Source organism: Priestia megaterium (assembly GCF_046599315.1).
Taxonomy (GTDB): domain Bacteria; phylum Bacillota; class Bacilli; order Bacillales; family Bacillaceae_H; genus Priestia; species Priestia megaterium_F.
Genome location: NZ_JBKIKC010000009.1, coordinates 146,410 through 173,311, shown reverse-complemented (window position 1 = coordinate 173,311; position 26,902 = coordinate 146,410). Strand labels below are relative to the sequence as shown.

25 protein-coding genes are annotated in these 26,902 nt (G+C 35.6%); 15 read left to right on the top strand and 10 right to left on the bottom strand.

Annotated features, from left to right (window positions below; all coding sequences use genetic code 11):
* Positions 1–28: 28 nt before the first annotated feature.
* The 9 genes from ACLHDF_RS22510 (at position 29) to fabZ (ending at position 9,356) form a co-directional block, all read left to right on the top strand.
* Positions 29–406 carry a hypothetical protein gene (locus tag ACLHDF_RS22510; protein WP_413920832.1) on the top strand — a complete coding sequence of 126 codons (378 nt, stop codon included), beginning with the start codon at positions 29–31 and terminating at the stop codon, positions 404–406.
* Between the two features lie 535 nt (positions 407–941).
* A complete protein-coding gene (ftsW, locus tag ACLHDF_RS22505) occupies positions 942–2,135 on the top strand; it encodes a putative lipid II flippase FtsW (protein ID WP_413920831.1) in 1,194 nt (397 codons plus the stop codon).
* Positions 2,136–3,774: 1,639 nt separating this feature from the next.
* Positions 3,775–4,188, top strand: a complete 414-nt coding sequence (locus ACLHDF_RS22500) for a hypothetical protein (RefSeq protein WP_413920830.1) — start codon at positions 3,775–3,777, stop codon at positions 4,186–4,188.
* A gap of 717 nt (positions 4,189–4,905) precedes the next feature.
* Positions 4,906–5,235: a hypothetical protein gene (locus ACLHDF_RS22495; RefSeq protein WP_413920829.1), complete on the top strand. Its 330-nt coding sequence runs from the start codon at positions 4,906–4,908 to the stop codon at positions 5,233–5,235.
* A 128-nt stretch (positions 5,236–5,363) separates the two neighbouring features.
* Positions 5,364–6,179 (top strand): protein-glutamine gamma-glutamyltransferase, encoded by an 816-nt coding sequence (locus tag ACLHDF_RS22490; RefSeq protein WP_413920828.1) that lies wholly within the window; start codon positions 5,364–5,366, stop codon positions 6,177–6,179.
* A gap of 430 nt (positions 6,180–6,609) precedes the next feature.
* Positions 6,610–7,077 (top strand): DinB family protein, encoded by a 468-nt coding sequence (locus tag ACLHDF_RS22485; protein ID WP_413920827.1) that lies wholly within the window; start codon positions 6,610–6,612, stop codon positions 7,075–7,077.
* 134 nt (positions 7,078–7,211) lie between these two features.
* Positions 7,212–7,427, top strand: a complete 216-nt coding sequence (locus ACLHDF_RS22480) for a DUF378 domain-containing protein (protein ID WP_013057146.1) — start codon at positions 7,212–7,214, stop codon at positions 7,425–7,427.
* 678 nt (positions 7,428–8,105) lie between these two features.
* Positions 8,106–8,912, top strand: a complete 807-nt coding sequence (locus ACLHDF_RS22475) for a cobalamin-binding protein (protein ID WP_413920826.1) — start codon at positions 8,106–8,108, stop codon at positions 8,910–8,912.
* Positions 8,913–8,930: 18 nt separating this feature from the next.
* Complete coding sequence (fabZ, locus tag ACLHDF_RS22470; RefSeq protein WP_413920825.1) at positions 8,931–9,356, top strand: 3-hydroxyacyl-ACP dehydratase FabZ; 426 nt, start codon at positions 8,931–8,933, stop codon at positions 9,354–9,356.
* Positions 9,357–9,490: 134 nt separating this feature from the next.
* Here fabZ and ACLHDF_RS22465 read toward each other — a convergent pair whose 3' ends face one another.
* Positions 9,491–9,664, bottom strand: a complete 174-nt coding sequence (locus ACLHDF_RS22465) for a hypothetical protein (protein WP_413920824.1) — start codon at positions 9,662–9,664, stop codon at positions 9,491–9,493.
* A gap of 147 nt (positions 9,665–9,811) precedes the next feature.
* On the opposite strand from ACLHDF_RS22465, the gene ACLHDF_RS22460 reads away from it, so the two are divergent.
* Complete coding sequence (locus ACLHDF_RS22460; protein WP_413920823.1) at positions 9,812–10,087, top strand: hypothetical protein; 276 nt, start codon at positions 9,812–9,814, stop codon at positions 10,085–10,087.
* Between the two features lie 176 nt (positions 10,088–10,263).
* Complete coding sequence (locus ACLHDF_RS22455; RefSeq protein ID WP_413920822.1) at positions 10,264–10,884, top strand: NUDIX hydrolase; 621 nt, start codon at positions 10,264–10,266, stop codon at positions 10,882–10,884.
* Between the two features lie 33 nt (positions 10,885–10,917).
* On the opposite strand, the gene ACLHDF_RS22450 is transcribed toward ACLHDF_RS22455, so the two are convergent.
* A complete protein-coding gene (locus ACLHDF_RS22450) occupies positions 10,918–11,562 on the bottom strand; it encodes an SDR family oxidoreductase (protein WP_413920821.1) in 645 nt (214 codons plus the stop codon).
* A 412-nt stretch (positions 11,563–11,974) separates the two neighbouring features.
* Between ACLHDF_RS22450 and ACLHDF_RS22445 the strand changes: the two genes are divergently transcribed.
* Positions 11,975–13,486: a class I adenylate-forming enzyme family protein gene (locus ACLHDF_RS22445; RefSeq protein WP_413920820.1), complete on the top strand. Its 1,512-nt coding sequence runs from the start codon at positions 11,975–11,977 to the stop codon at positions 13,484–13,486.
* A gap of 34 nt (positions 13,487–13,520) precedes the next feature.
* Here ACLHDF_RS22445 and ACLHDF_RS22440 read toward each other — a convergent pair whose 3' ends face one another.
* Entirely contained in the window at positions 13,521–13,979 is a 459-nt protein-coding gene (locus ACLHDF_RS22440; RefSeq protein WP_413920819.1) for a MarR family winged helix-turn-helix transcriptional regulator, read from the bottom strand.
* Between the two features lie 400 nt (positions 13,980–14,379).
* Here ACLHDF_RS22440 and ACLHDF_RS22435 point away from each other — a divergent pair, with 400 nt between their 5' ends.
* Positions 14,380–15,342 carry a VanW family protein gene (locus ACLHDF_RS22435; protein ID WP_413920818.1) on the top strand — a complete coding sequence of 321 codons (963 nt, stop codon included), beginning with the start codon at positions 14,380–14,382 and terminating at the stop codon, positions 15,340–15,342.
* A 44-nt stretch (positions 15,343–15,386) separates the two neighbouring features.
* Here the strand turns inward: ACLHDF_RS22435 and mbcS are convergent, their stop codons facing one another.
* Together mbcS and ACLHDF_RS22425 are read right to left on the bottom strand one after the other, a co-directional pair.
* Complete coding sequence (gene mbcS / locus ACLHDF_RS22430; RefSeq protein WP_413920817.1) at positions 15,387–16,967, bottom strand: acyl-CoA synthetase MbcS; 1,581 nt, start codon at positions 16,965–16,967, stop codon at positions 15,387–15,389.
* 156 nt (positions 16,968–17,123) lie between these two features.
* Positions 17,124–17,822, bottom strand: a complete 699-nt coding sequence (locus ACLHDF_RS22425; RefSeq protein ID WP_413920816.1) for a hypothetical protein — start codon at positions 17,820–17,822, stop codon at positions 17,124–17,126.
* 1,442 nt (positions 17,823–19,264) lie between these two features.
* On the opposite strand from ACLHDF_RS22425, the gene ACLHDF_RS22420 reads away from it, so the two are divergent.
* Positions 19,265–20,200 carry a 3'-5' exonuclease gene (locus ACLHDF_RS22420; protein ID WP_413920815.1) on the top strand — a complete coding sequence of 312 codons (936 nt, stop codon included), beginning with the start codon at positions 19,265–19,267 and terminating at the stop codon, positions 20,198–20,200.
* 370 nt (positions 20,201–20,570) lie between these two features.
* Here the strand turns inward: ACLHDF_RS22420 and ACLHDF_RS22415 are convergent, their stop codons facing one another.
* The 3 genes from ACLHDF_RS22415 to ACLHDF_RS22405 all read right to left on the bottom strand — a co-directional run bounded on the left by ACLHDF_RS22415 (position 20,571) and on the right by ACLHDF_RS22405 (position 23,512).
* Positions 20,571–20,837, bottom strand: coding sequence for an Ig-like domain-containing protein (locus ACLHDF_RS22415; protein WP_413920863.1), 267 nt, complete (start codon positions 20,835–20,837; stop codon positions 20,571–20,573).
* Positions 20,838–20,888: 51 nt separating this feature from the next.
* Entirely contained in the window at positions 20,889–21,890 is a 1,002-nt protein-coding gene (locus ACLHDF_RS22410) for a hypothetical protein (RefSeq protein ID WP_413920814.1), read from the bottom strand.
* A 218-nt stretch (positions 21,891–22,108) separates the two neighbouring features.
* Complete coding sequence (locus tag ACLHDF_RS22405; RefSeq protein ID WP_413920813.1) at positions 22,109–23,512, bottom strand: glutamate decarboxylase; 1,404 nt, start codon at positions 23,510–23,512, stop codon at positions 22,109–22,111.
* 231 nt (positions 23,513–23,743) lie between these two features.
* Between ACLHDF_RS22405 and ACLHDF_RS22400 the strand changes: the two genes are divergently transcribed.
* On the top strand, positions 23,744–24,265 hold the full coding sequence (locus tag ACLHDF_RS22400) for a hypothetical protein (RefSeq protein WP_413920812.1): 522 nt from the start codon (positions 23,744–23,746) through the stop codon (positions 24,263–24,265).
* 352 nt (positions 24,266–24,617) lie between these two features.
* Here ACLHDF_RS22400 and ACLHDF_RS22395 read toward each other — a convergent pair whose 3' ends face one another.
* Both ACLHDF_RS22395 and ACLHDF_RS22390 read right to left on the bottom strand, forming a co-directional pair.
* Positions 24,618–26,576 (bottom strand): GTP-binding protein, encoded by a 1,959-nt coding sequence (locus tag ACLHDF_RS22395; RefSeq protein WP_413920811.1) that lies wholly within the window; start codon positions 26,574–26,576, stop codon positions 24,618–24,620.
* Positions 26,563–26,883 carry a hypothetical protein gene (locus tag ACLHDF_RS22390; RefSeq protein ID WP_413920810.1) on the bottom strand — a complete coding sequence of 107 codons (321 nt, stop codon included), beginning with the start codon at positions 26,881–26,883 and terminating at the stop codon, positions 26,563–26,565. Before ACLHDF_RS22390 ends, ACLHDF_RS22395 begins: the two co-directional genes overlap by 14 nt.
* Positions 26,884–26,902: the final 19 nt, after the last annotated feature.

The window sequence follows — 26,902 nt, the reverse complement described above, 5'->3', positions numbered from 1 at the left end:
TGCAACCGAAAAGAGAGCTCAAGATTCTATGATTAATCTAGACCTCTTTAAAGATCGCCAATTCTTAGGCTCCGTATTAATTGTATCTACAGGTTATGTTTTCTTAATAGGTGTTATGGTGTTACTCAACACAAATGATATTTTAAGCAAAATGCCTGAAAGACAGGGAAAGGAAGCGGAGCCCTTAGTAAACAAACAAGTGTACAACAAATTAATAAAGCAGCAGACCAAAATTAACGCTTACTCTATAAAAGTTAAGTATGGCGTAGATAAAATTTCTAGTAGCTTCAGCAGCTTATATAAGGCTGCCGTTCCGTTTGTATTTACCTGTGCATTATTGGGGTTCACTTTCACGAAAAAGAGAAAAGCCAAAGTTCATACGTTGCCACATTCTAGTAATACATAAAATAGTTTGTTAAAAACAAGACCAAATCAAGTGATCTTGTTTTTTTTATTGCGTAAGTAACTAAAAAGATAAAACAAAAGTGAAATATATACTTGTTTTTCCACATTTCACAGCTAATGGGCTCAAATTACTGTATTTACTTAAGTTTACATTATGATATAATTTTACTGCTGTTTTCCACTTTATCATAAATAAAGGGACTAAATAAGAAATTGTATCAAGTGTGTAAGGAGTGTTATATGAGGTACGCAGAAGTTGTAACAGAGAGTAGGATAACAAACACCACATTGGTTCTACTTCTTATTTTTATGGGCTTAGGATGGTATCTGAAAAGTTCATTGTGGTACAACATAGTGATCCTTGTCATTTCCCTTGCTTTTATACTCCATAGTATTAATTACTACTTAACAGCAAGAAATAAGGCATTAGGAATTGCGTTTACAGTAGGTAGCGGCAGTTTTTGCTTATACAACCTATTAATCCTTTTTCTATAGTGGCCATTACATATTTATAATCGCAAGAAATGAGGGTTCTTATGTTTAAGAAAATATTAAAAAGCCAGGATTATAAACTAATAGTATCGTTAATAGTCCTTTGTTTAATTGGTTTAGTGATGGTTTATAGCTCAAGTATGATCACAGCTATTACCCGCTACGAAGTAGCATCCGACTACTTTTATAAGAAACAAATGGTAGCTCTTATAGTAGGATTCTTCTTATTCTTTTTTGCTGCGTTTCTCATACCTTACAAAGTATTTCGTGAAAAAAGGGTGATAATATTTATATTAGGCTTTTCTCTAGCTCTTCTTATAGCGGTATTAGCTCTTGGTCATACAGCTGGTAATGCAAAAAGTTGGATTGTAATAGGACCACTCCGTATCCAACCACTAGAATTCGCAAAGTTAGCTGTTATTGTGTATTTAGCCTCTGCTTTTACAAAAAAGCAACCGTACATAAATGAACTTACACGCGCTATTATTCCACCAATTAGTATTGTAATGATTATTTGCTTCTTACTTGCTATGCAGCCCGATTATGGTGGAATCCTTCTTATGCTTGGAACAGTAGCTGCACTTGTTTTTTGTTCAGGAATTTCAGTAAAGTCGATGATAAAAATCTTTTTTATTGGATTAATAGCAGCTGGCTTAATGTTCCTTATATTATGGGTAACCGGCCAATTAGGTGAAGTGTTCTCTCCAACGCGTTTAGGACGTTTTACGGGCTTTGTACATCCTTTTGCTGATGCAGATGGTAATGGATATCAATTGGTGAATTCGTACTTAGCAATTGGAACTGGAGGCCTCAGTGGAGAAGGACTAGGACAAGGCGTTCAAAAGTTTGGATATCTTCCAGAGTCTCATACCGATTTCATAATGGCGGTTATTGCAGAAGAGTTAGGCTTTGGAGGAGTATTAGTTGTATTAGGGCTTATTTTCTTTATTGTTTTACAAGGTCTTTTGATAGCTAAGAGATGCACGGATCCCTTTGGTTCCTTATTAGCTATTGGTATTTCTACTATGATCGGTATTCAGACATTTGTTAATCTTGGTGCCGTATCTGGTATCTTACCGATCACCGGAGTAACTCTTCCCTTTGTAAGTTACGGTGGCTCTTCAATTACTTTGCTATTGTTTGCGACTGGAGTATTAGCAAATATCTCAATGGTGGACAAGTTTAAAAAGAAATATAAACAAAATGGAACAAATGCCAGCCACTTAAAAAGTGTTTAATTAAAAGGTAGCGGCTTACTTTAAACTGCTATGCTAATAAAGGCGACTGGCTTTACATAGCGCATAAGAAAAATACAATAGAAACAAATTTTGATATTTTGAGCAAGTAAATTAATATTTTTTAAGTCTTTCGATATTGTAACTGCACCTATTCAGGAAATAGAAAAGCTGAGACCTAGTGTAAAATAGGAGCTCAGCTTTTTTTAGCATATACTAATGTTTATATCTTCCGTCTGATCAAAACGAAATGTCCTGTAATTGCTAAAACAAGAGCTAATGAAATGTTCTTTATAGCTAATAAGATAATCCTTGGATATAACTGCATATCTTTAGAGAATGACATTACGTTATATAGCGGAATGTCTTCCATAGTCCAATACTTGACCGTTATATATGCTAATACAATCAATAGCGGAATAGAGATATTTCGTGATAATACCATAAGGAAAAATCCTAAATAACAGTAAAACACAGTTTGAGGAAAATAAATAATAGTTAAATTAAATAATGATATGTAAGGATAAGGGTACCTTAATGTAATAGCAATTAGTAATACAAAAAATGCCGCTAGAAAAATAAGGAAGAAAGATGTCGCTCTAATAAGGCCGTAAGACAAAATAGGTGTCGAGGAGTTAGATGTTAACTCAGATGTTTTATCTTTATCACCAGAGTGATTTAAAAATAAGTATACAGACCACCAAGCCGCTATAGGACATACAACAAATTCTATTATTCTTGATATATATTGAAGGCTTTCTAGATTAGGGGAAAAGCACGTATAAAGTATTGCAATTAAAATAACTAAAAAAGGCACATAGAAGTCCGCACCCATTAATTTAGCTTGCGACGAGATATTTAATTTCTTAAAAAAGGTAGAGGTCATTGTTATTTTCCTTTCTCTTAGTTATAAAAGCGTAGTTACACAAAGAACCAAATTTAACTGGTAGAATTCTTGCGCGTTAAGTTAAGAAGTTTCTAATGTATAATTAAAACATATTTAGAAAAAAAAGTAAAATAAAATCATTACACTAATTTGCTACTATTGAAAGAAAAAGAAGCGTTATTTCAGAAGGGAGAACGATAAAAAAAGAACTAGAAGAGGCAGATAAGCCAAATGACATCCTTCAACTTGAAAACGATGAGTTAAAATCAGAAACTATGCGAGCTAATCAAAAGACTTACGGAACACCCAGGTATTAACACCTTTTTTGACGTCTTGCTTGAGATTAAACATAAGCCGAATGTGCAGGATGTATTTGTTGAAATTATGGAAGTGGAAGGCGATGAATATTATCCATTTTCCGAAAGAGTATATATTCTAGCCAATGCTATGTCTAAAGAAATAGAAGATTAGGTCGGTATTTTGGAACCAAGTGAAATTGAAGAAAATTACGCATTTGGTAAACCTCCAATAGCTCCAGAAATGCCCTCCTACTATACAGTTTTTTGGGTTTGGTAGGATTAACAAAAAAGTGCTTGTGTCTTTAAGTATGCAAGCACTTTTTTCTATGAATTATTAGTTTTAACTAGAAAGATTAATCCATGTGACAAACACCTGAAATTTACAAAAAAAGTGCAATTATTGTAAAATTCAGGTAGGTGTATTTTAAAAAAGAAGTGAGTTCTATAGGGGGATAGTATGAGTTTAAAAGAAAGAGCAACTAAAGAGTTCAAAGAAAAGATAGATAGCGACGAAGAAATTAGAGAATCCATTTTAACTTACTATGAATATGAAAGTGGGTTCTCGGGACTTGTAGGTGTGCCAAATGGAAATTCTGTACCTATCAGAGGAGTTTTAGCTTATACAGAAAAAAGCTTACTTTTTTACGGAGAGGTTTTCTCTAAGTTGCCTATTGTATTACATATCCCATTCAATAAAATCAAAGAAATAAAAACAGGAAAGCAAATCCTTACAATTTTCAAATCAACTCTTACTATGGTTGTTGTTCATAATGATCAAGAAGTTTTCTCTACGCGGGGAAACAAGGAGGACTTTGCCAGATTAGAGTCATTTTTTGAAAATGTAAATGAAGAAGTATTTCTTGCTAAATAGTTAGTGCCAAGATAAGCCTAGACTTAAATATTAGGCTTATCTTAGTATGGCGTCCGCTAATAACATACTTTTAAGAAAGGGTTTGTTTGTGTATATAAAAAATATGTTAGAGGTTATATGTGATGCTATCTCAGTTTAGAGGAAGGTGTTAATTGTGCGTAAAAGAAATAAAGGGTTTTGGGTAGCTTACCTAGTGTTTGCAATTATTATGCTATTAATCTATAAATATGTACCAGCTGAAAACGGGTTTATTGTTATTGTTTTGTTTCCTTTAATTTATTGGTTTACCTATGAATTTATATTAAGACCTAAGAAAAGAAGATGCACTGATTAAATTAAAGAGAAGAATGGTTAAGAAGGAGCGGTGTGCTTGTTTTGGAATTATCTTAATATGTGAACCGGACTTATAATAGCTTTAGCAAACATTTTTAATTCTGAAATCCAAGGGAGTATGCGTTGGGTAATGGTTGGGTTTGGTTTGTTGATTTTTTTATACAATTTAATAGTAATTTTAGATCAAAAACAAAACGAACGGATTGATCAAAATAAAGAAAAGAACTAACTAAAAACCTCTTGGAGTACAAGTTCATTTCAAACGAAATTTAGTTAGGAAGTAAATTAAGTACGAAGTGGATATCGTTGAGTAAAATTTACTTTCTTTTATAAGTTACGTAACGAAGATTCTGAAGTGAAAATTTTATAAGAAAGAGGGAAGTAATGGACGTTCAAAAGATAGCAAACTTATTTTTAATTTTTGTTTTAATTGCGGCAGGTATTTCATTGGTAATTGGCTTTGTGGTTGCTGTAAGAAGTACAAACTATAAGAAGGGATATATAAGTACGTTTATATCCAGCGTTTTCTTTTTAATAATTATTGTAAGTTGGTACAATAAAGCATCTTCAAACGTTTTTATGGGGACAATACCTTGGATTTTAAATGTCATTGCCGTCATTATTGTGTTACCACTGTACTTGTTGGTTGCTCGCTTTATATTTAAAAAAGTGACAAAAGGACAAAAAGGAACAAATGAGAAGATTAGCGGTTAACTTATTTTTTTTAGCGTTTTTTCTAATCTTCACGATTTTAAATAAATGAAGATACACAAAATAATTTTTTATCAATATCCTGTTAGAGAAAGTGATTGATATCATTTTCCGTAAAGGAGAGAACGTCTATGATAAAGGTTAACCAACAAATTGTGAAAATAAGTGATTTAAATAATAGTTCGTTAACAAAAGAAAAAGCTGACATTTTAAAACAAATGGATGCCTATAGAGAAGTGTATGAGTATGCTACATTTGACCAGCTTGATTTTGATATATCTGTTAAATTGCAAATTATTGAATCAGCTGTGCTGCTGCGTAAAAGCGGCGCAAAATTTGCTACGTTTGCACGTTCTAGGTGTAACGAAAAGTATTGGAAACGAACCGATAATGGAGGATTTCAGCTACTGCCTACAGTTTCCCCGAATAAAGCCATAGATGATATTTTTTACAACGGACACGAATATGCGTTTGAATGCGCGATGGCTGTTATAATCATCTTTTATAAAGCCGTATTAAATAATATTGGAAAAGAAAACTTTAACCGGCTTTTTGCTGATCTTTACTTACACGATTGGCAATACGATGAGGACCTTGAGCTTCATGGCCATAAAGGTTCTGATTACTTGCCGGGAGACTGTGCGTATTTTAAAAATCCTGATTATAACCCTGATACTCCCCAGTGGAAAGGTGAAAACACTATTGTATTAGATGAGACTTTATATTTTGGCCATGGAATTGGAATTACGACGCGTGAAAGAATTATTGAAGTGTTAAATTTAAAACGAAAAGAAGATGCAAAGCGCTCAGCTTATCTGTCAGATGAAATTGTCAGGCTTCACACCGCTCATCTCAGTTATTTTGCAGTTAGACACGAACCTGTTGTTTGGTACGACAGAAACAGCGCTATTATCTCCACTATTGGATCGATTACGTATGTAGCTTAAAAGATCAAAGTTTGATACTTTGGTCTTTTTTTATAAAAAGGAAAGAATTACATGAAGGCAAATTTAAGAATTCAAAAGGATTTTATGTATAAAAGAAGAATCCATTTAATACACAGGTCTTAAAACTAAAAGGAGAGGAGGGGATTATCATTAAAAATCGTGATAAAAGACGTAAGAGAAAACGCGGCGCATTAAAGGATTACTTGAAAAATAAGCTTGGTCAGCTAAAACCGAAGCCAAACAAAGGACCTGTCTCAAATTTAAAGTCTTCTGCTTAAAAACCCCCCTAGTTTTTATATAGGGGGATTTTTCTTTTGAATTTTCTTTTATCTTAATGTTTAAGTGTTATGAGTGGAATTTAAAGATTGATTTGTACAAAATAGACATTGAGTAGTTTATCTAATACGACAACGTAAGGAGAGATTAGACAATGGAAGACATGATTTTTAAACATATGGATGTTGTAAGAGGTATTACGACTAGTATCCTCGAAAAAACAACAGAAGAAGCAGCGGACATCACACCAAAAGGATTCAAGAATAATATTCGCTGGAATCTCGGACACATTGCTTTTATTCAAGAAAAACTTGTCTTTGGCTTGGCTGGTGAACCGATGCAAACGCCAGAGAGTTACGAAAGCTTTTTCGGCGCTGGAACAAAACCTGCTGATTGGACGGAGGCTGCTCCTTCTCTTGAAGAAATCGCGAATGTGTTAAGAGGCCAAGCGCGTCGTATTAAAGAATTTATGCCTCAGCAGTTTAACAAGCAGCTGATCACCCCTTTTACAAATAAAGCTGGCATCAACTTTACAACAGTTGGGGAAACGTTTTTATTCAGCTTTTACCACGAAGCGATGCATGTAGAAACAATTAAGCAAATTAGGAAAGCTGTACAATAAGGAAGTAAAAAAAGAATAAATCACATATTCTTTATAACTATTTTACATAGCGCCTATGCATATACCAATCCATACAAAGCATAAGATGTAACATGAGCTGCTTTTCCTAATGCAGTTCGCAAGGAGGTGACAACGTGAAATTTCTTTCAGGTTTAACGACTCTTCTTGTGATTTTAGGCGGTTTAAATTGGTTAGCTGTAGCATTAGGTGTGAATGTGGTAGAAGAGCTATTTGGCTCTTGGGATTGGTTAGTAACAACGATTTATTGGTTAGTCGGCCTATCTGCTCTTTATCAAATTTTTGATAAGTTTTTCGGAACAGGAGCGAGTGTCAAAAGCAAAGCGCTATAATAAATATTATTTTTTTATTATCTCTTTAGGGAGTTTGAATGTACATTCAAACTCCCTTTTTCATGGACAAAAGACGTGACATCTTTGCAAAATAAGGTAAAATAAGGTAATAACTAAAAAAAGCAGGAGGAATGGGAGGGAGCTTTGGGGTGTAGTACCTATCTTAGTGTTTGGACTTCTTTATATAGGAATTATTGCTGGTATTATAGCGGTTGTGGTTATAGTGTTAAAACGAATGAAAGAGAGAAATCAAAACAAGACGAATGTACCAGAAAATAAGGAATAGAAGAGGGTTTGATAGATGAAGAAAAGTGTACTTCTTATATTTTTTATCGTAAATCTTTTTTTATTTACTCTTTATTATTTAATCAAGGATACATCTTTCAGCTAAAGAATCTACCTTACATATGGGCAATTTATTTACTTATTGGCATCTTTTTATCTTTCTATTATATGCTGCGATCGAAAACAAAAAGAGATGGACAAATCCTGCTTTCAATTGGCATTTTTACTACAAGTATTAGTTCACTTGGCTGTTTGGTTTTTTTTTATTTCCTTTATCACGCGATGGGCGGATAAGAAAGAGTACCAAAAGCAGGGGCTTTAGTGAAAGTCTCTGCTTTTTATACGTAAATCTATTGTATAATGAAAAAAAGAAATGGATGCAGGAGGGAAGATATGCGAATTGTTTCGCTTTGTCCAAGCAATACAGAACTAATGGCGTATTTAAAATGTGAGCACTTGCTCGTAGCAATTGATGACTATTCCGATTGGCCGCAGTCTATTCAAAACCTGCCGCGTTTAGGTCCCGATTTATCAATTAATATGGATGCTGTGGAAGAAGCGAAACCCGATCTAGTCCTAGCATCCCTAAGCGTTCCTGGTATGGAGAAAAATATTGAAGAACTTAAAAAACGAAAGCTTCCTTATGTCGTGTATAACCCTAATTCACTAAATGATATTCGTTATAATCTACAGGATTTAGGCAAACGATTAAACATCGATTCACAAACAAATGAACTGTTAAAGCGTTATGATCAGTTTCTTTCTACATATAAAGGGCTTGCACGTCAAATTGATGAAAAAGCCACTGTATACTGGGAATGGTGGCCAAAACCTGTCTTTACTCCTGGAAAAGCAAACTGGTTGACTGAAATTAGCGAGTTAGCAGGAGGAGAAAATATATTTGCTGATCACAAAGAAGCCAATGTACAGAGCGATTGGGAAGAAGTATTCCAACGAAATCCACATCATGTGTGTCTGGCTTGGGTGGGTGTGCAAAAAAACAAAGTTAATCCAACTATTTTAAACAAAAGGCCGAACTGGTCTGACATGTCTGCCATAAAAGAACATCGCGTGTATGTACTAGAAGAATGGTTGTATTGCCGTCCGTCACCTCGGTTGCTGTTAGGATTAAAAAAACTCGCACCGCTTCTTCATCCAAATACGTTTCCTGCCTCTGACGGCAATGACCCTTTATTATAAGAAAAAGGAGAGGTACATATGAAAAACATTGAACAAATAAAACATACCATTCAACATCGCTATCCTTTTTTACTTGTTGATCGTATCTTAGAGCAAGAAGAAGGAAAGCTTGCCGTAGGAATCAAACAAGTAACAGCAAATGAACCTTTTTTTCAAGGTCACTTTCCGAACTATGCGGTAATGCCAGGGGTACTTATTGTCGAAGCTCTTGCTCAGCTAGGCGGATTTGCTATGGCTCCTGATGACCAACAAAAAGGAAGACTTGCTTTTTTAGCAGGAATAGATGAATGTCGTTTTAAGCGTCAAGTCAAACCAGGAGATACACTTCGCTTAGAGTTTGAAATTCTCAAGCAGCGGGGAAAGATTGTAAAAGGAAAAGGAACAGCATTCGTGGACAGCGGATTAGCATGTGAGGCGGTCATTACCTTTGCTCTTGATATATAATGTAAGCGCCTTTGTAAAAAAGCAGCTGAGGTTAAAGGTTGAAGATTATCAAATTAAAAATCAATAGAAGTTGGGATTAAACGTATCGAGAAAACCGCCTTATTTCGTAAGTGCGGTTTTTCGTGAATACCTTTTTATCTTGTTTGAGAATCTTGTGGCAAATTGTTTACTGCACGCCTGTCTTCTTCAATGATACCGTTATGCGTCGGATTATTATTACTATCTTTATTTTTATAATTGTTGTAGTCAAATCTTTCTACAATTCCTGATCCTGAATTATCAAAACTGCTGCTATTATTATCTGGCATACGAACATCTCCTAGCTCTATTATGTGAAGGTTTTACAATAAAATAAGTGGAGTATGAGGGGGATTAAATACGTAATCATCAATTGAACTACCTTTTGATGAGAGAAGAAATAGGGTATAGAAGAAAAAAGGAGAAGGGAGAATGCAGTGAGAACATTAACCGAAGTTGTTGTATTACTTACACTTTTGGGTACGTATATAGGGATTTCATTACTTGTATACAAACGTAAGAAAACCAATCCGTTCTTTTACAGCATTTACTTTTATTTAGCTACCAGCGTCATTCTGATTTGTTTAGTCATCTTTTGGCTCCAGCTTCGTTTTGGACTTACTGATAAGCAAGTAGGAGGATTGCTTATCAGTGTGGTTGCATTCTTTTTGCTTATTTACGGGTTGTTAAAAACAAAACAAAAAGACAGGTAGCCAATGCTATCTGTTTTTATTTATATTCATGTCCTACATTTTTAATAATTACAGTGTCAATTCGATAAATCTCTTCATATAATAAAGATAGCAGCTTTCTTTTGCAGGTTAGTTGACATCACAGCTTATAACTCGCTATTCTTTTGATAATTCATTTTGTGAAAGGAAGTGGACATATGGATGCATCCCACATCATAGCTAAGTTAGAAAATCGGATGCCAACAATCCTTGGGATGGAGCAGTTTTCTCGCTTCGGCATTCTTGTTCCTCTTATTGAAAAACAAGGGGAACTACATGTTTTATTTGAGGTAAGAGCGTTTGATTTAAGAAGACAGCCGGGAGAAATTTGTTTTCCAGGAGGGCGTGTTGAAAAGACGGATGCAGACGAAAAAGAAACCGCTATTCGTGAAACATCTGAGGAGTTAGGCATTACGTCCCAATCTATTCAGAACGTACATGCTTTGGATTATATTGTTTCTCAATTTGGAACGATCATTTATCCGTATGTAGGTTTTATTGACGATTCGCTTGACCTTCGACCGAATCCTTCGGAAGTAGCAGAAGTATTTACCGTGCCTCTTTCTTTTTTTCAGCGTACCAAACCTGATATACACAATATTCATTTCAGAGTAGAACCCGAACATAATTTTCCTTATGACGCCATTATTGGTGGAGAAAATTATAATTGGCAAACAAGAGAGATGGAAGAACATTTCTACTACTATGAAAATCGAGTTATATGGGGACTGACAGCAAAAGTGATTTATCATTTAATACATGTGTTAACTAATAAATAAAAAGCAGCGAATCCACATTCGCTGCTTTTTATATTAAATAGATTGAATAGCCTCTGTGATAGGTGTATCACCTGAAACTAAATCAAAAGAACGTCCGAATGTATGATCTTCACTTAATGTTTCCACTACAACACGCGCTACATCTTCACGAGGAATTGATCCGCGCTCTTTGATCTCACCGGCGTCTACACGTCCTGTACCTGGTTCGTTTATCAATCCCCCTGGACGAACAATTGTATACGTTAATCCGCTTGCCTCTAAGATTTTATCTGCATAATGTTTAGCTACATAATAGGGAATTAATGACGGATTCCAGTTTTCACGGTGATGTGCCTGAAGTGCACTTACCATAACAAATCGTTTAATACCTAAACCTTCAGCAGCTTCCATTGCTTTTACCGCACCATCTAAATCAATTAAAAGCGTCTTATCATAGCCTGTGCTGCCACCGGATCCCGCGCTAAAGATAACGGCGTCACAGCCTTTCATGACTTCCTTAATTTCATGTACGGTGCCTTCTAAGCTTGCAAAAGCCGTTTCAACACCTCTTGCTTCAAGTTCTTTTGCTTGTTCTTCTTTACGAACCATCGCACGTACAGTGTGTACATCACTTTCACTCAAGATATTTACAATATGTTTACCTACTTGACCATTCGCACCAATTACGAGAACTTTCATGTCTAAATTTGCTCCTTTCAAATCCAGATACTTATACATTATTGTTTCATATTCACCATTTCCATTCAACAAATGAGCTCAAAATTCGGTGAATAAGGGGAAATTAAGAAAATATATTAAAAAAATGAAAAACAAGAAATAAAAACTAATTTACAAACAAAAAAAGGAAAAAAATAGTTCATTAAACCCAGTGTTTGAACTATTTAAATTTTATAAAAGTTTCTCAAACCCTTGATAATACAATATTTCTTAAAAACAGTATTTCTTTTAACATTTCCCGTTACAACCTATATAAACACATTTTGATAATTTTAAACTTTTACTTCGGAAAATTTTTTTGTTATTATGTTTTAGTCATTAAAATATTCAAGATCGTAATATTTAGTCCAGACGGACAAAAGGAGAGGATAAAATGAACACATTACAATACTTAGTCGCAGAACGTGCAGAGATTTCTCCTCAACATGAAGCACTAGTTGAACATAATGAACGTTATACATTTAATGAATTTCATGAAAAAGTAAATCAATTGTCTTATTACTTATTAGAGAAAGGAATCCAAAAAGGAGATCGTATTGGTATTTTAGCTCATACAAGCATCGCTTACCCAGTCGTTACAATGGGGATTTTACAAGTGGGAGCGGTCGTTGTTCCATTAAGTAAAAGCATGACACCTTATGAACTTGATAGCATTATTACGAGCGGACAGTTAAAAGCGATTATCCACCACAATGAATTTACATCTGTATTGGAAAAAGCAGAACAAACGGCTCAACTGAGCTTTACGCTAAAGATTGAAGATGCAAAAGAATTTACAACTCAGTTCTCAGCGTATAACACAAACACACCAGAAGCACTTCCTGAAGTACTTCCTGAAGATCTAGCATTAATGATGTTCACATCAGGTACAACAGGAAAGTCAAAAGGATGTATGATTGCACACGGATCCGTAAGTGCCTTCTTAAATTCTGGCGGGCAGGAAGAACGCGCAAATATCGATAAAAGCATGCGCTATTTGTTTGTTCATCCATTCTTCCACATGAGCTCTATGAGCATCTTATTTATGTGCATCAACACAGGAAACACAATGGTATGTTCTAAAGAAACAGATCCAGCTAAAGTAATTGAAGTAATTGAAAAAGAAAACATTAAAATGCTGTTTGCATTACCACCAGCATTAAAATACATCGTAGAAGAGCTTGAAAAAGGAAATCACTATGATTTCCCTCTAAAACTTGCTGTGTCAGGTGGAACAAAAGTATCTGAGTCTTTAATCGAACAATATGATCGGAATGGAATGATTTTAGCTCAAGGGTACGGAAGCACAGAAGCGTGGATTATCAGTTCATGGCATCCTCAAATGGGATGGAAGAAAGTAAGCTCAGCTGGAAAACCTGCTCCGCATGTAGAAGTTAAAATTGTAGATCCAGAGACACGTCAAGAAGTGCCGACTGGAGAAAAAGGTGAAGTGCTTGTACGTAGCCCTTATCTTTTTAAAGGCTATTGGCAAAACGAAGAAGCAACAAATGCTGTCTTACAAGATGGCTGGTTAGCTATGGGCGATGCAGGGCGATTAGATGAAGACGGGTTTCTTTATATTGAAGGACGCTATAAAGATGTAATTGTATACGGAGGAGACAACATCTACCCAGATCAAGTAGAAGAGGTTGTTTTAGCATCAGAAGGTGTGTTAGAAGCGACAGTTGTCGGTATGCCTGATGACGTATATGGTGAAGTTCCATATGCATTTGTTGTTAAACAAGAAGCATCAACTTTAACTGAAGAAGACGTAGTGAATTTCTGTAAAGAACGATTAGCACCGTATAAAGTGCCAACTGTTGTATTTGTTTCTTCACTTCCTAAAAACAGTGTAGGAAAAGTGTTGAAAAACGAAGTAAAAAAACAAGCATTAGCACATGCATAATAAAAAAGCGGCTATAAAAGCCGCTTTTTTATATTTATTGCTGTAATTTTTGAGATATTTTTTTCATAATGTGAAAGTATTGATCTCTTTCTTCTTCTGATAAGTGTGAAAGTAGATCTGACCAAAAATCGACACGTGTTGCTTGTAATACTTCGACAACTTTTTCGCCTTTTTCTGTCAATTCTACCCATACGCTTCGGCGGTTTTGTTTTTTATAAATACGATTCACAAGCTCATCATCTTCTAATTGATTTAATACAATGGTGATAGCACCGGGTGAGAGCCCGAGCACTTTTGTGATATCGCTAACAATACAGCTGTTTTTATCATGAATTGTCTTTAGGATTGCCTCTTTTGTTGAAGTTAGGTGGTAGGGAAGCAAATCATATTTCTCACCGATTACGGTGTTTTTATATTTTAAAAGAGCTTCTTTTACATGATCGATACTTTCTAGCTGATGACTAATCTCTTCTTTGCTATAACGTTCAGTCAAGCGTAAATCCTCCTCATAAAACAAATTCCATTTTTACCATTATACCATGTATGATGACTATAGAAAAATGAACAACCCTGCGAAAATTGTCAGAAAAATTTTAAAATAATTACCATAATTCGTTAAAAAATTCTTATTTTCGTGCTATTATATATAAGAATAGTAATAATAGGAAACGCATACAACATATGTTTTCTATTGAGTTCATAAGAAAAAATGGGGTCTATGAACATCATTCCGCTTTACCTCATGTGTTGAACACAGAAAAAAATATAAAAAATGGTGATTATTCACTTTGACATATCGTCTTTTGGACGATGTTTGTATAAAATGAATGTATACATATTTTTATAGAAAAAACATATTGAGGTAAAGCCGAGATATGGGGGGATTCAATTACATGAAGAAAGTCTTAGGGGCGCTTTTGCTTAGCGCGACAATTGTTAGTGCGTTTATTGCGTACAGCATGTACACAAATCATTTTGCAAAGCAAACAGCTGCGATAGAACAAAAACAAGCGGCTAAAAAAGCAGAAAAAAAGGCTGAGAAAAAGAAAAAGCCAGTCCTTAAAGTTGAAGACCTGACGTATCAGTTAAAAGATTCCCGTACAGGACAAGTAATGAAAGAATTCAAGCCGGTTCATTACAAGGATAAAGATGTATACGATCAAGAAATTAAACAATTAGCCTCTGAGCTGGCAAAAGGGATCGATACGCCTATGCAAAATATAAAAATGGATGCAAATGGATCATTAACTGGCGGGTCCAAACAAATCATTTTAAAAGAAGCAGAGCTTGTTAAAAATCTGCAGAATTTAAATACGAAACAATTGGATGTAAAGGTTCCGATTTACGAAACCGCTCCAAATGTAACGGCAGCATCTGTTCAAGGAATCGCCAATGTATCATTAGCTTCGTATTCTACACGTTTTCGTCCAAGTGATACAAATAGAAACAGAAATGTTCAGCTATCAGCAGAAGCGATTAATAACGTTGTACTAGGGCCGGGAGATTCATTTTCCTACAATCAAACAGTAGGAGAGCGAACAGTAGAAAGAGGCTATCAGCCCGCTCCTGAAATTATCAACAAACAGCTAGTGATGGGAATTGGCGGAGGTATTTGCCAAACATCTTCTACGTTATTTAATGCTATTGACGGAGCTGGTCTTCAAGTGACAGCTAGGTCTCACCACTCAAAACATGTAGGTTATGTACCTGCAGGAAGAGATGCAACCGTATCGTGGGGAGGACCTGATTTTAAATTCACAAACAACAAAGATTATCCCGTCATCATTAAAGCATACGCAAATGTAAATACCGGTGTTTTAACGGTGGATGTTCGTACTTCACAGCGTTCCATCTAATAAAAAACGACGTATCCTAACAGATACGTCGTTTTTTTCATTTATTATGCTTTTTGTTGCTCACGTTCACGAAGTTCTACACGTCTAATTTTACCTGAATTGGTTTTTGGTAATTCATCAATAAATTCAATTACACGAGGATATTTATAAGGTGCAGTTAGGCTCTTTACGTGATTTTGCAGCTCTTTAATAAACGCTGCATCTGTCGTTTTTACATGATCGACAAGAACAACATATGCTTTTACAACATGGCCGCGATCAGCGTCTGGGCTAGCTACAACGGCACATTCTTTAACCGCTGGGTGCTTAATTAACGCATCTTCAACTTCAAACGGCCCAATTGTATAGCCGGAACTGATAATGATATCATCTCCGCGTCCTTGGAACCAGTAATAGTTTTCTTCGTCTTTAGAAGCGCGGTCACCTGTTAAGTAGTAGTTTCCTTTATAAGTTTTCTTTGTACGCTCCATATCTTTGTAGTAGTGCTTGAAAAGAGAAGGGAGGTCTTTACGAACGGCAATGTCTCCAACTTCTCCAGGCTTACAAGGTTCGCCGTCTTCATTAATGATTTCCACAAACCCTTCAAGCATTGGTTTACCCATTGAACCAATCTTCGTTTTTACACCTTTTAATGTACCGATTAAAAGAGTATTCTCCGTTTGGCCATATCCATCACGCACTTGGATATTAAAATATTTTTTAAACACATTAATAACTTCTTCATTTAGCGGTTCCCCGGCAGATACAGCGCTATGAAGGTGAGATAGATCAAAACGTTCAAGCTCATCAATTTTAGCCATAAAGCGGTATTCTGTTGGCGTACAGCACAGTACATTTACTTTTTCGTCCTGTAAAATTTCTAAAAACTTCTTCGGTTCGAAACGTCCGTTATAGATAATGCCTGTTGCACCTTGTCCAAGTACAGATAAAAACGGACTCCAAATCCACTTTTGCCAGCCAGGACCTGCTGTTGCCCAGACCGTATCGCCTTTTTTAATATCTAACCATTCAGCAGCTGCAATACGAAGGTGAGCATAAGCCCATCCATGAGTATGAACAACTCCTTTTGGCTGGCCTGTTGTGCCTGATGTATAAGGGAGGAATGCCGTATCATCTTTGGTTGTTTTAGCTGTTTGGAACTGTTCTGATGCATTCGCAGTAAGTAACTCTAAGCGCGTCCATGACGTAACATCAGCGCCAAACGTAATTTTATGTTGTAGAGAAGTAGGGAAGTTTTCAATCTTATCGATCTCATTGCAGAAAGGATGGTAAGAAATAATCGCTTTTGCTTCAGCGTGATGTAAACGATATTGGATATCTTTTGCGCGTAATAGTTCTGAAGAAGGAATTACAATAATACCTGCTTTTAAACATGCTAAGTAAATAGCATACGATTCAATAAGACGAGGCGCAATAACCAAGACGTGATCGCCTTTTGTTAAGCCTAGCTCCGTTAACCCGTTTGCCACTTTGTTTGCTTTTGCTAACAGCTGGTTATATGTAATTTCCTCACGTGCACCGTCAGCGTCCTGCCACTTTAGCGCAAGCTGATTGGATGCATGTTTTTCAATTTCCTCTGTTAAGTTGTAATGTTCGCTTGGAACTAAATCTTTTAGTTGAATCATAAAAACGACTCCTTATATTATAGATATCAATGATTTTTTATCATTACTATTATTATATTACTAACTATTAGTACTTGCTACTAATTTGTTTTGGGTTTTTGTAAAAAAGCAAAAAAAGACCCGCTTGCCTCATTAAGACAGCGGGTATAACGTATGTTATTTAAATAAACTCCATTTTGTATGAATAGGTACTAACTCTTCTTCAGACTCGTCCTCTTCGTATAAACCACGTTCTTTTAAATATTCCACAAAATATAAGTCTGCTTCCTTGCGTTCATCATAAGGCTTGATTGATAAAACAAACCCTACTTTATGCTGATCTTCATTTTCAACGCCTGAGAGATACGCTTTTACATTATGCTGCAAGAACAACTCTTTAGCAGGAATAATTAAGTCTTTGACGAACTTTGACAGCAATTCTAACTCAAAGTCGAAGGTGAACTTAGCAATTTTTTCTAGGTCTGCAAATACCACGCCGATAAAACTTGTATTATGTATTTCGTAGTCTTTCGTTTTTTCATCCCAATCAATATGTCCGATTTCCTTTAAGTAATTAATAAAATAACCAATGCCTTCATTGTGGCCAAAAGGCTGTTTAGAAAGGACCAACCCAATCTTTTTGTACTTAGGTAAATACACGCATGAGATAGCGGCTTCAACTTTATGCTGTTGAAATAAATGCGTTGCCCCTTGAAGCAAAGCATCTAAGACATGATGGGTAATTTTCATTTGCTTACGAGGGAAGTGATATTCGTTGCGTGCTAATTCATCTGTATCAGCAAACGTTGCTCCAATAAAGCCTGTATTGGATAGGGTAGGAGGGAGCTTCTTTCTTTTTCTTTTTCGTACCGTCATTCAAAAACACTCCTTGTGATCATCAATACGATAAAAAACAAATCGAACGTATGTTCTTGTTTAATGATACAAAAAATGTGTCGAAAAGTAAAGAGTAGTAAACGGATAATTTAAAATTTTATAATAAAAGTAGCTAATAATTGTAAAGAGTAGCGGTCATTAGAAGTCGGGAAGGAGAGAGAGGGAAAAAATAAAAGGCTGCAGATGAAAAGCATCCACAGCCTTTTATATATTCATTAACGAGCTTCTGTTAAAGCTACCATATCTTCATCATCTAAATCGATGTCTACGTGGCAATCCATTGTGTGAATTGTTTTATCTTCATGATTTCCATAATAAATTGTAATGTTCATGAGTATCGCTCCTTTAAAACTGGATAATGACATCCAATTTATACCGTCATCTATTTGTTTAATATTATACCCGATGAAAAGGGAAACTACAACTAAAATCACTAAAAAGCTGATAGTAAAGGGGTTTTTAAACATTTTAACAAAGAATTAAATAGAATAAAAATGCTTTTTTATGCATTTTATTGCAGGGAATACGAGGTTTTAACATTTTAAAATGAATAAAAATCCATTTAATGCAAACATATGTACTAAATGAAAAATATACGTTTCGTAGCAAATAAATCCTTGAAATATTAAACCTAAACAGATTTTATCGGTTTGCAAAGTACTTATTGAGAATTCAATGAGAAAAAATGAATGGGTATAAAATTTAATTTCTATAAGTAAACTCATTCATTTTTCAAAATCTTAAATATAAATTGTTTAATTAGAACAAATTATTGCTGACAATTAGTTTAGAGCGTTAGTTCATATAAATACAAACCCTATCTCATTTTTAAATTCCGTCTCATTATCATAAGTATTCTTTTGTAATGAGACGGAATTTCTGTTTTATCTATTGGTTCCTAGAATATATATTATGTAAACTAAAAAAAGAAATAAAATCATTGAGGTCTCCCTTGCTCTTAGATCCTTGGAATACATATCACCTATTGCTTTGTCTTGGTTACTCGTTTTCTTTAAGGCTTTATCAAGAATTCCTATAAGAAAATAATCGCTCACTTGATTTGGATGAACTTACATCTTCAAGTGTACGTCGTTTTGTACAGAATTAAGTAATTAATCATGGAATTAAGCCTAGAACGTTACGACGCCGTATATCAAGCTACTTAGTCAATATCGTTTAAAAGAAAATTATATGAAGTCAGACTTCACTGCTGATATCCAAGCGCCATAATCAGACAAAAAGCTTACTGTTTATATGTCCCTCGAAGAGCTTCAAAAACTTTTCCGCTACCTAGAAACTGATAAGTGTCCCCTAGCCTTTTGAAATAATTCATTGTTATTCTCAAAATTTGGGATTTATTGGTCCTTTCTCTTTCACCACTATTCCCTTATAATAACCTGTTAGAGAGAGGAGCATAGAATATGGCAGATGTAAAACAATTTATCTTTTTTGATTTTGAAATGCTGTGTTCAAACAAAGGAATGCCGTTTGAAGATATGGAAGCAATTCGGCTCGGCGCGGTGAAGTACAATATCGAGACAGAAGACATTGAGTTTTTTGACCGTTATATTCAACCTACAAAACAGGTGTCCTTAAGCCGCTTCTGCACAGAGCTAACCGGTATTAAAGATACTGATTTAGTCGGTGCAAGTAATTTCAAAAATGTTTTTGAAGACTTTTTAACCTGGATTGGCGGAATTAAAAAATCCCGTTTTTTCTCTTGGTCTACCAGCGATTTATCTCGTTTAAAAATAGATGCGGAAAAGCACGAAATCTCTCTTGCTACTATAAAGAAGATAGAACAGCGTTATGTTGATTTTCAAGCGATTTTTACAAAGCGTGTTTCTAAAAATAACGTATCAGTAGAAAATGGGTTAGCTTTATATAATTTGCAGTTTGAGGGTAAAAAGCACAATCCGATGTATGATGCGTATAACACTCTTCGTATTTACCTAAGCTTTTTGCACGAGCCAGTACAATCTGATTTCATTATGATAAAGCAATTTATTCTGGAAGAAGTACCGCAGAACATTAAAGAAATGAATGCAGCGCTTAGAAAGGCAATACAAAAAGACCTCCATGTATTTGCGGAAGAGTTAAATGAAATGTATAAAATGAAAGATGCGGTAAAAATTATAAAGAGAACTCAAAGAATCGTTAAAAAATACGAAAATATTCTTATCAATCGCTCTGGTTTGTTTTCGGAGGAAAATAGTTTTTATGTCGTTCTTTTACTGGATTTTTATCATAATTTGCTGCTTTGTTATAATGAACATCTCGAATATTCATCGAAAATTATCATCTTAGATGAGAGCACTCTATACCCTTTAAACCAGCTTTCTTTAAAGAGAGGATGAAAATCCGTTCTCTTTGGTACATAATTTAGCTCTTTCCTTATCCCCTTGTTCCTGTTCATTCCATTTAGTTTCCCAATTTACTTATATCAAATTCCGCTATTTTTTCCTTGCCTGACGTAACAATTAAAGTAGCATCCCAAGCTGCGTTTCTTAATTGTTCTAATTGCTGTTCGGTAGGAACTACCTTTATATCCTGCGAATTCTCTTCATCTACGCTTACCTCATTAATTTATCTTTTAAAAAAATAAAGGGTATTAATAATAAAAACAGGATAAAGCGGTCATAAACATGCGTCTTTATCCTGTTTGTTTATAGTTATAATACTTACTATCCTAAATGCATAGCAGATAATCTAAACAGTTCATCAATTTTAATGTTTCACAACAGTTACATTATTCGAAGCATCTTTAGCAGTTACGTTTAATTTAGTTCCTTTTTTCTGTACAGGGATACTAACAGAGAATGATCCATTTGAACTTGCCTTTGCGTACCCAATTCGTTTTTTACCTACATTAACAGTTACAGTTGAACCTGCTTCCGCTTTACCAGTTATAACTTTATCGTTATTGTCTACTTTATTAACAGTAGATTTATTTGGCGCAACAGTATCTTTGTCAGCTTCAAATTGGGGAGAGATTCCACATATAGTTACTACGTTTTAATTTCGAAAAATAAACAGCTTATTTTATTAGTAACCGTCTACCGTAACATCAGTAATTGACCCATCGCCAGGACTTACTTGATACCATCCTTGTGTAGCTGTATGTCCCTCTCCTGTTTCTTCATTATCCACAACGCTTTCATAAACATGGATAATATAGTTTCCTGAGTCGTCAACGTGATCGTATTCTACAAAAAGAGGTGAATCTTCAGATATGCCTTGTTGCTCACGAACTAGCTGGATAGCTTGCTCTTGGGAAACTGTTTGTTCGGCTGGTTCCTCTTCCTCAATGGCTTCTGTATCTTCTTCTTGCTCTGGTTCTGTTTGCGCCTCATCTTCTGAATCAGCTTCAGCTTCTTCCTCATCCGCTTTTGCCTGAGCTTCGGCTTCCTCTTGTTGTTTCTTCTCTTCTTCTGCTAAACGTTCTTCTTCCGCTTTATGATCTGCTTCTGCCTGAGCTTCAGCTTCTGCGTCAGCATTGGCCTGAGCCTCTTCTTCTTTTTGTCGCTCTTCTTCTCGCTGCGCATAGTAATCATCTAATTCTTTTTCCATTTGCTGCTGTTCGAGGTCTGATAATTGCTTTTGTTGTTCTTTGATTTGGTTTTGAAGCAAAGCAATTTGTTCTTCTGAAGCATTATCAACAAAATTAATGTTTTCTATATAATCACCACTCGCGTCAAAGTTAACTTCCATCATGCAAAAAACATTTTGCTCTTGATTAATGCCGTAGTAAATATACTGATTGTCACCTACTTGGATATACTGATAGCCATTCATTACATTTAATAAATAATCGCGATCTGCTTCTTTAGAATTAACGGCTTTTTTAATTGTTGATGCTTTTGTTTGTAATGTATTGGGTGAAGATTCTTTTACAGCGGTTTTGTTACCATTTTCTTTAGTATGAAGGGCTGTGGATTTCTCTGTAGGTTCTTCTTTTTGCGATGCAGTTTCACTGGTTTCATCCCCACACCCTGTCAGCAATACAGCTAACAATGGAATACCAAAAGCAACTTTCAACATTTTCATAGACTATTATCCCCTTTTTTTATCTTTTTTAGGGTTTATATAATTCTAAAGAGCTATGAACCCTGAAGGTCATTATACCAAAATCAAGAAAATATAATAATATTTTCTTGATTTTTTATGGTGTTTTTTTGAAAAAATTATCTTTATATATATAAAACAAAAAAACGCAAAGCCGCCTACCTTTTTTAAAACGCGGCTTTGCGTTTCCATAATAGGTATTAATGATGAAATCCATTGTCGTATTTCGTATCTTTAAGAACAGGTCTATCCAACGAATTGAGAAATTCAATAGCTTGTTTGAAATTAACCATAAATAAATGAGCTAGGTCTCTTGAAAATCCATTTCTAACGACAATGCGCATGATTGTTATTTCTTCCATGTCTGGAGGTAGCGGATAAGCAGGCACTTGCCATCCGTACGTACGCAATTGTCTAGATAAGTCATAAAGAGTCCAGTTCGGCGTGTATCCTTCTTTCAGTTTCCAGGCAAGAACCGGAATATCTGAACCATCAGAAAGAATTTCGAATGCTTCCATTTCTTGAATTTCTTTGCTGAGAAATAGTGCGGTATCTTGTGTGGCTTTTTGTACGGAATAATAGCCGTCTTTACCTAAACGCAAGAAATTATAGTACTGTAAAAGAACTTGTGCTCCTGGTCTAGAAAAGTTCAGCGCAAAAGTTGGCATGTTGCCTCCTAGATAAGAAACGCGGAAAATAAGATCTTCAGGCAAGTCCTCTTTTTCTCTCCAAATCACCCATCCTAAACCGGGGTAGACTAAACCATACTTATGTCCCGACACGTTAATGGACTTTACTCGCGGCAAGCGGAAATCCCAGATCAGGTCTGGTTGAAGAAACGGAGCGATAAAACCTCCAGAAGCTGCATCTACATGAATAGGAATATCCAATCCTGTCTTTTCTTGAACCTCATCTAATGCTTTTGCGATGGCAGCGATTGGTTCGTAAACCCCTGTGTACGTCACTCCAAGAATCGGTACAACGCCAATTGTATTTTCGTCAACAGCATTAATCACGCCTTCTGCATCTAAATAAGGATGATCTGGATTAATATTCACATAACGCGGCTCTACATCCCAATAGTTCGCGAACTTCTCCCATACCACTTGAACGGATGAACTAAATACAATGTTCGGCCGGTCGGTTGATAGACCTTTACTTTTACGTAGTTTCTGCCAACGTCTCTTTAACGCCAGTCCACCAAGCATACATGCTTCAGATGAACCTGTAGTAGAAACGCCCATCGTTGTATCAGGCTTAGGTGAATTCCACAAATCCGCTAAAATACGTACACATCTCTCTTCAATAGCCGCTGTTTGTGGATACTCATCTTTATCAATCATATTTTTATCAAAAGATTCGCCGTACAGACGCTCTGCATCAGGCTCCATCCAAGTGGTAACAAACGTAGCTAAATTTAAGCGAGCATTCCCGTCTAAAACAATTTCATCATGAATGATTTGATAAGCTGTTTCTGGCAGCATACCTTGATCACTAATACGAAGCCTTGGAATGGTCACTTCTCCTTGTCGAGAAAAAAGTGGATTAACAGGAACTTCATCAGGTAAATTTTTTTGTTCACGATGCGGATGCCATTGAGGCATAAAGTATCATCTCCTTATGTATAGGTCACTTTGAATGTATGACGAACTGCTTTACTTAGTTTTATAAATAAGCAGGGTCTCCTTTACACATTATGAGCTTCGAAACCTATTTTCATTCTTTTCATTATCAGCAGCACGTAAGAATGAACTTTATTTGTTAACACTACTGAAAATTTGATTGGCATAACTCAAAAGATAAAATATGGTAATATATCCCAAAAAGGTTTTAAGATGAAGAAACAAGGAATTATCTTGCAAGACAAGTTTTTCGAATTAGGTGAATCTCCTATTTATAATGAATCACAAGAGGTTGTTGGAAATGTCGCATATAAGTTGTCCATTGCTAATAAATTTGAGATTTTAAAGAACGAAGAAATCGTATTTACAGGTAAATCTAAAATGTTTGCACTTATGCCAAAGCTAATTATTTCAGATCATCACGAAAATGAAGTTGGAATAATTCAACGGGGATTCACTTTTTTTAAAAAGAAGTATCTTTATATTCGAAACGATGGTGATACATATGAAATTACGGGAAATATAACAGATCGTAAATTTGATGTTTTGCGTTCCGGTGTTCCCGTCATTCAAGTCCGGACTCTCTCTTCTTTTTTGTCATTACGTCCACACACGTTTGCTTTGGAATTTCTTGAACCTGATCTTAATAAGTGGGAAGGAATTGCGGTTATACAAGGTGTAAGGATGATGCTGAAAGACGAAAACACCAGTACAGCTACTGCTCCGGCTCAATAGTCTTTATAGAAGGTTATATGATATAAAAAACGAACAAGCTTTATATTGAAGTTTGTTCGTTTTTTGAATTAGGGGCCAAATACTAGCGTACCGATGACATGATAGCCAATTGGTACAAGAAACAAGATGATATTTAAAATAATTGCCCATAGACAGAGCTTGTCTTTTTTTATAAAAAAACCAATAATTGAAGGAACAATCATAAGCGGAACTAAAAAAATAGGCGCGATGATAGACAGTCCTTGAAGCTTTTCAGCACTTTAATATGGTTTTTATTGTAAAGGTATGGAGAAAATAGCTGTTGAAAGACTGCTAAGAAAAAGTACTGTAGCGATTGCTACAGTACTTTTTCTTAGCAGTGCATTTTTTCCTCTGCTTCTTTCCAAAGAACCGTATAGCCCTGTCCTTTTGCGCAGAAGACAGATGATGAGCTGTATTCCGGATCCGCATCTTTATTGTAGCTCATTCGTTCCATAACCTCTTCTTCATTATGACATCGTTCATACCCTCCGAATAACAGAGACATCGCTCCTTTTCCATGCGTAAAAGATGCTAGCGTCGAACCATAGTTCATAAAAGTAGCAACAGGAACTTTTCCTATAATAATCGCTTTGTTTTCGGTTGTTTGAGGAGAATCAAAGCGGCCGTGTGCACTTTGAACATCAGCTAACACCCTGCCCATTTGATCAATATCTACTTTAATTTTAAAGTCATAATACGGTTCTAGTACAATATTTTTTGCCTTTTCTAACCCTTGTCGTAATGCCCGGTACGTTGCTTCTCTAAAATCTCCTCCGCTTGTATGCTTGTTGTGAGCTCGTCCAGTACATAATGTCACTTTTATGTCAGTAATAGGCGAACCTGTCAGCAAACCGTGATGCTGCTTTTCAAATATATGCTGACGCACTAAATGTTGATACCCGACGGATAAATCATCGGTGTGACACTCATTTTCAAAAGTAATTCCGCTGTTTCGCTCCGATGCTTCTATTTTCAAATGAACTTCTGCATAGTGTTTTAATGGTTCAAAATGTCCGTAGCCCATCACCGTATCTTCAATGGATTCTTTGTACAAAATTTCCGGTTCTTCAAACTGTACGTTTATATTAAAACGTTCTTTTATCAGTTTTTCGAAAACTTCAAGCTGAATTGCTCCCATTACATGAATATGGAGTTCTTGAAGTTTTTCTTCCCACGTCACATGTAAAGATGGATCTTCGGCATCTAATAATCGAAAAAGTTTGACCCCTTCTTTTGGATGAACAGAAGAATCAAAAACAACTTTTGCTTTTAACGTAGGCAAAAGTTCGTAGGAGCGGCTTTCTTTTAACCTTCCAAGCCCATCTCCAATCGATGCTGAGGACAATCCTGTAACTGCAAAAAGTTCGCCGGCTGAACCTTCATTTACATTTTTAAATGTGCTTCCGTTATACGCACGAATTTGAGTGATTTTTTCTTCGTATAACTCTCCGTTTTTTGCATAAGCCACTTCATCACGCACTTGCAGTTTCCCGCTCAGAGCTTTGATAAACGTGATGCGCATGCCGTTTTCATCGTGCCGAATTTTATATACACGCCCTGAAAATGCTTCATCCTTCGAGTAGTGAGTTGCTGTTAGCAAATTAAACTTCTCTAAAAAACCTTCAATACCGATATCTTGTAAAGCTGAACCACAAGCACACGGGAAAATCTGATTGGTTTGGATAAGCTTTTGCATGGCAGCTCTCCAATAAGCTTGGTCATTCTTGCCTTCAATAAATGCATCTAGAAGCTCTTCATCTTTTTCAGCTATAAATTCAATAAGTCCCTCACTTAACGAGCTATCTATGAGCTCTGACGTTATATCATAAACATCAGGGGTTAAGTTATGTTTAATATCGTTTATAACGCGTTCATGGTCTGCTCCTATACGATCGATTTTATTGATAAAAAAGAATACCGGAACACGATGTTTTTGAAGCAACTGCCAAACCGTTTCTGTATGGCCTTCTACTCCTTCGACTGCACTTAAGATGACAACCGCATAATCCATCACTTGAATAGAACGTTCCATTTCAGGTGAAAAGTCGACGTGGCCCGGCGTATCAATTAAATAGTAAGTAGAACCGTTATATGAAAAAGTTCCTTGATCCGCAAATACCGTAATTCCTCGTTCTTTTTCAATTATATGGGTATCAAGAAACGAGTCTTTGTGGTCGACTCTTCCTCGCTGTTTAATACTTTTTGTATGGTAAAGAAGCTGTTCGGAAAACGTAGTCTTTCCTGCATCAACATGCGCGACAATCCCGATCGTCGTGTTAGATTGTTTCATTATTAAATACCACCTTACTACTGTATGTATAGCTGTTACTCTCTATTTTATAATAACCGTAAGAAAAAGTGGACGACAAAGAGTTATGGCCGCTCACATCAAAAAAGAATGCGTGATTAAACATCGCATTCTTTTTTGTATAGCATTTGGTATCTTTTTTACCTTTTGCTATAAAAATAGCTGCTATCAGACACCCAATTCCAGCTAAGCTTATTACGTTATTACCTGTTTCAGCTAGACTGGTACTAGACAAACCAATTAAAATGCTACCAAATATGATCAGTAAAACAGCAAACATCAACTTCAATTTCTTCACGCTCCTTTAG

Bases quoted from the DNA above. Each gene is read 5' to 3' on its own strand.
- ACLHDF_RS22510 (WP_413920832.1), top strand. From the start codon at position 29: ATGATTAATCTAGACCTCTTTAAAGATCGCCAATTCTTAGGCTCCGTA.
- ftsW (WP_413920831.1), top strand. From the start codon at position 942: ATGTTTAAGAAAATATTAAAAAGCCAGGATTATAAACTAATAGTATCG.
- ACLHDF_RS22500 (WP_413920830.1), top strand. From the start codon at position 3,775: ATGAGTTTAAAAGAAAGAGCAACTAAAGAGTTCAAAGAAAAGATAGAT.
- ACLHDF_RS22495 (WP_413920829.1), top strand. From the start codon at position 4,906: ATGGACGTTCAAAAGATAGCAAACTTATTTTTAATTTTTGTTTTAATT.
- ACLHDF_RS22490 (WP_413920828.1), top strand. From the start codon at position 5,364: ATGATAAAGGTTAACCAACAAATTGTGAAAATAAGTGATTTAAATAAT.
- ACLHDF_RS22485 (WP_413920827.1), top strand. From the start codon at position 6,610: ATGGAAGACATGATTTTTAAACATATGGATGTTGTAAGAGGTATTACG.
- ACLHDF_RS22475 (WP_413920826.1), top strand. From the start codon at position 8,106: ATGCGAATTGTTTCGCTTTGTCCAAGCAATACAGAACTAATGGCGTAT.
- fabZ (WP_413920825.1), top strand. From the start codon at position 8,931: ATGAAAAACATTGAACAAATAAAACATACCATTCAACATCGCTATCCT.
- ACLHDF_RS22465 (WP_413920824.1), bottom strand. From the start codon at position 9,664: ATGCCAGATAATAATAGCAGCAGTTTTGATAATTCAGGATCAGGAATT.
- ACLHDF_RS22455 (WP_413920822.1), top strand. From the start codon at position 10,264: ATGGATGCATCCCACATCATAGCTAAGTTAGAAAATCGGATGCCAACA.
- ACLHDF_RS22450 (WP_413920821.1), bottom strand. From the start codon at position 11,562: ATGAAAGTTCTCGTAATTGGTGCGAATGGTCAAGTAGGTAAACATATT.
- ACLHDF_RS22445 (WP_413920820.1), top strand. From the start codon at position 11,975: ATGAACACATTACAATACTTAGTCGCAGAACGTGCAGAGATTTCTCCT.
- ACLHDF_RS22435 (WP_413920818.1), top strand. From the start codon at position 14,380: ATGAAGAAAGTCTTAGGGGCGCTTTTGCTTAGCGCGACAATTGTTAGT.
- mbcS (WP_413920817.1), bottom strand. From the start codon at position 16,967: ATGATTCAACTAAAAGATTTAGTTCCAAGCGAACATTACAACTTAACA.
- ACLHDF_RS22425 (WP_413920816.1), bottom strand. From the start codon at position 17,822: ATGACGGTACGAAAAAGAAAAAGAAAGAAGCTCCCTCCTACCCTATCC.
- ACLHDF_RS22420 (WP_413920815.1), top strand. From the start codon at position 19,265: ATGGCAGATGTAAAACAATTTATCTTTTTTGATTTTGAAATGCTGTGT.
- ACLHDF_RS22410 (WP_413920814.1), bottom strand. From the start codon at position 21,890: ATGAAAATGTTGAAAGTTGCTTTTGGTATTCCATTGTTAGCTGTATTG.
- ACLHDF_RS22405 (WP_413920813.1), bottom strand. From the start codon at position 23,512: ATGCCTCAATGGCATCCGCATCGTGAACAAAAAAATTTACCTGATGAA.
- ACLHDF_RS22400 (WP_413920812.1), top strand. From the start codon at position 23,744: ATGAAGAAACAAGGAATTATCTTGCAAGACAAGTTTTTCGAATTAGGT.
- ACLHDF_RS22395 (WP_413920811.1), bottom strand. From the start codon at position 26,576: ATGAAACAATCTAACACGACGATCGGGATTGTCGCGCATGTTGATGCA.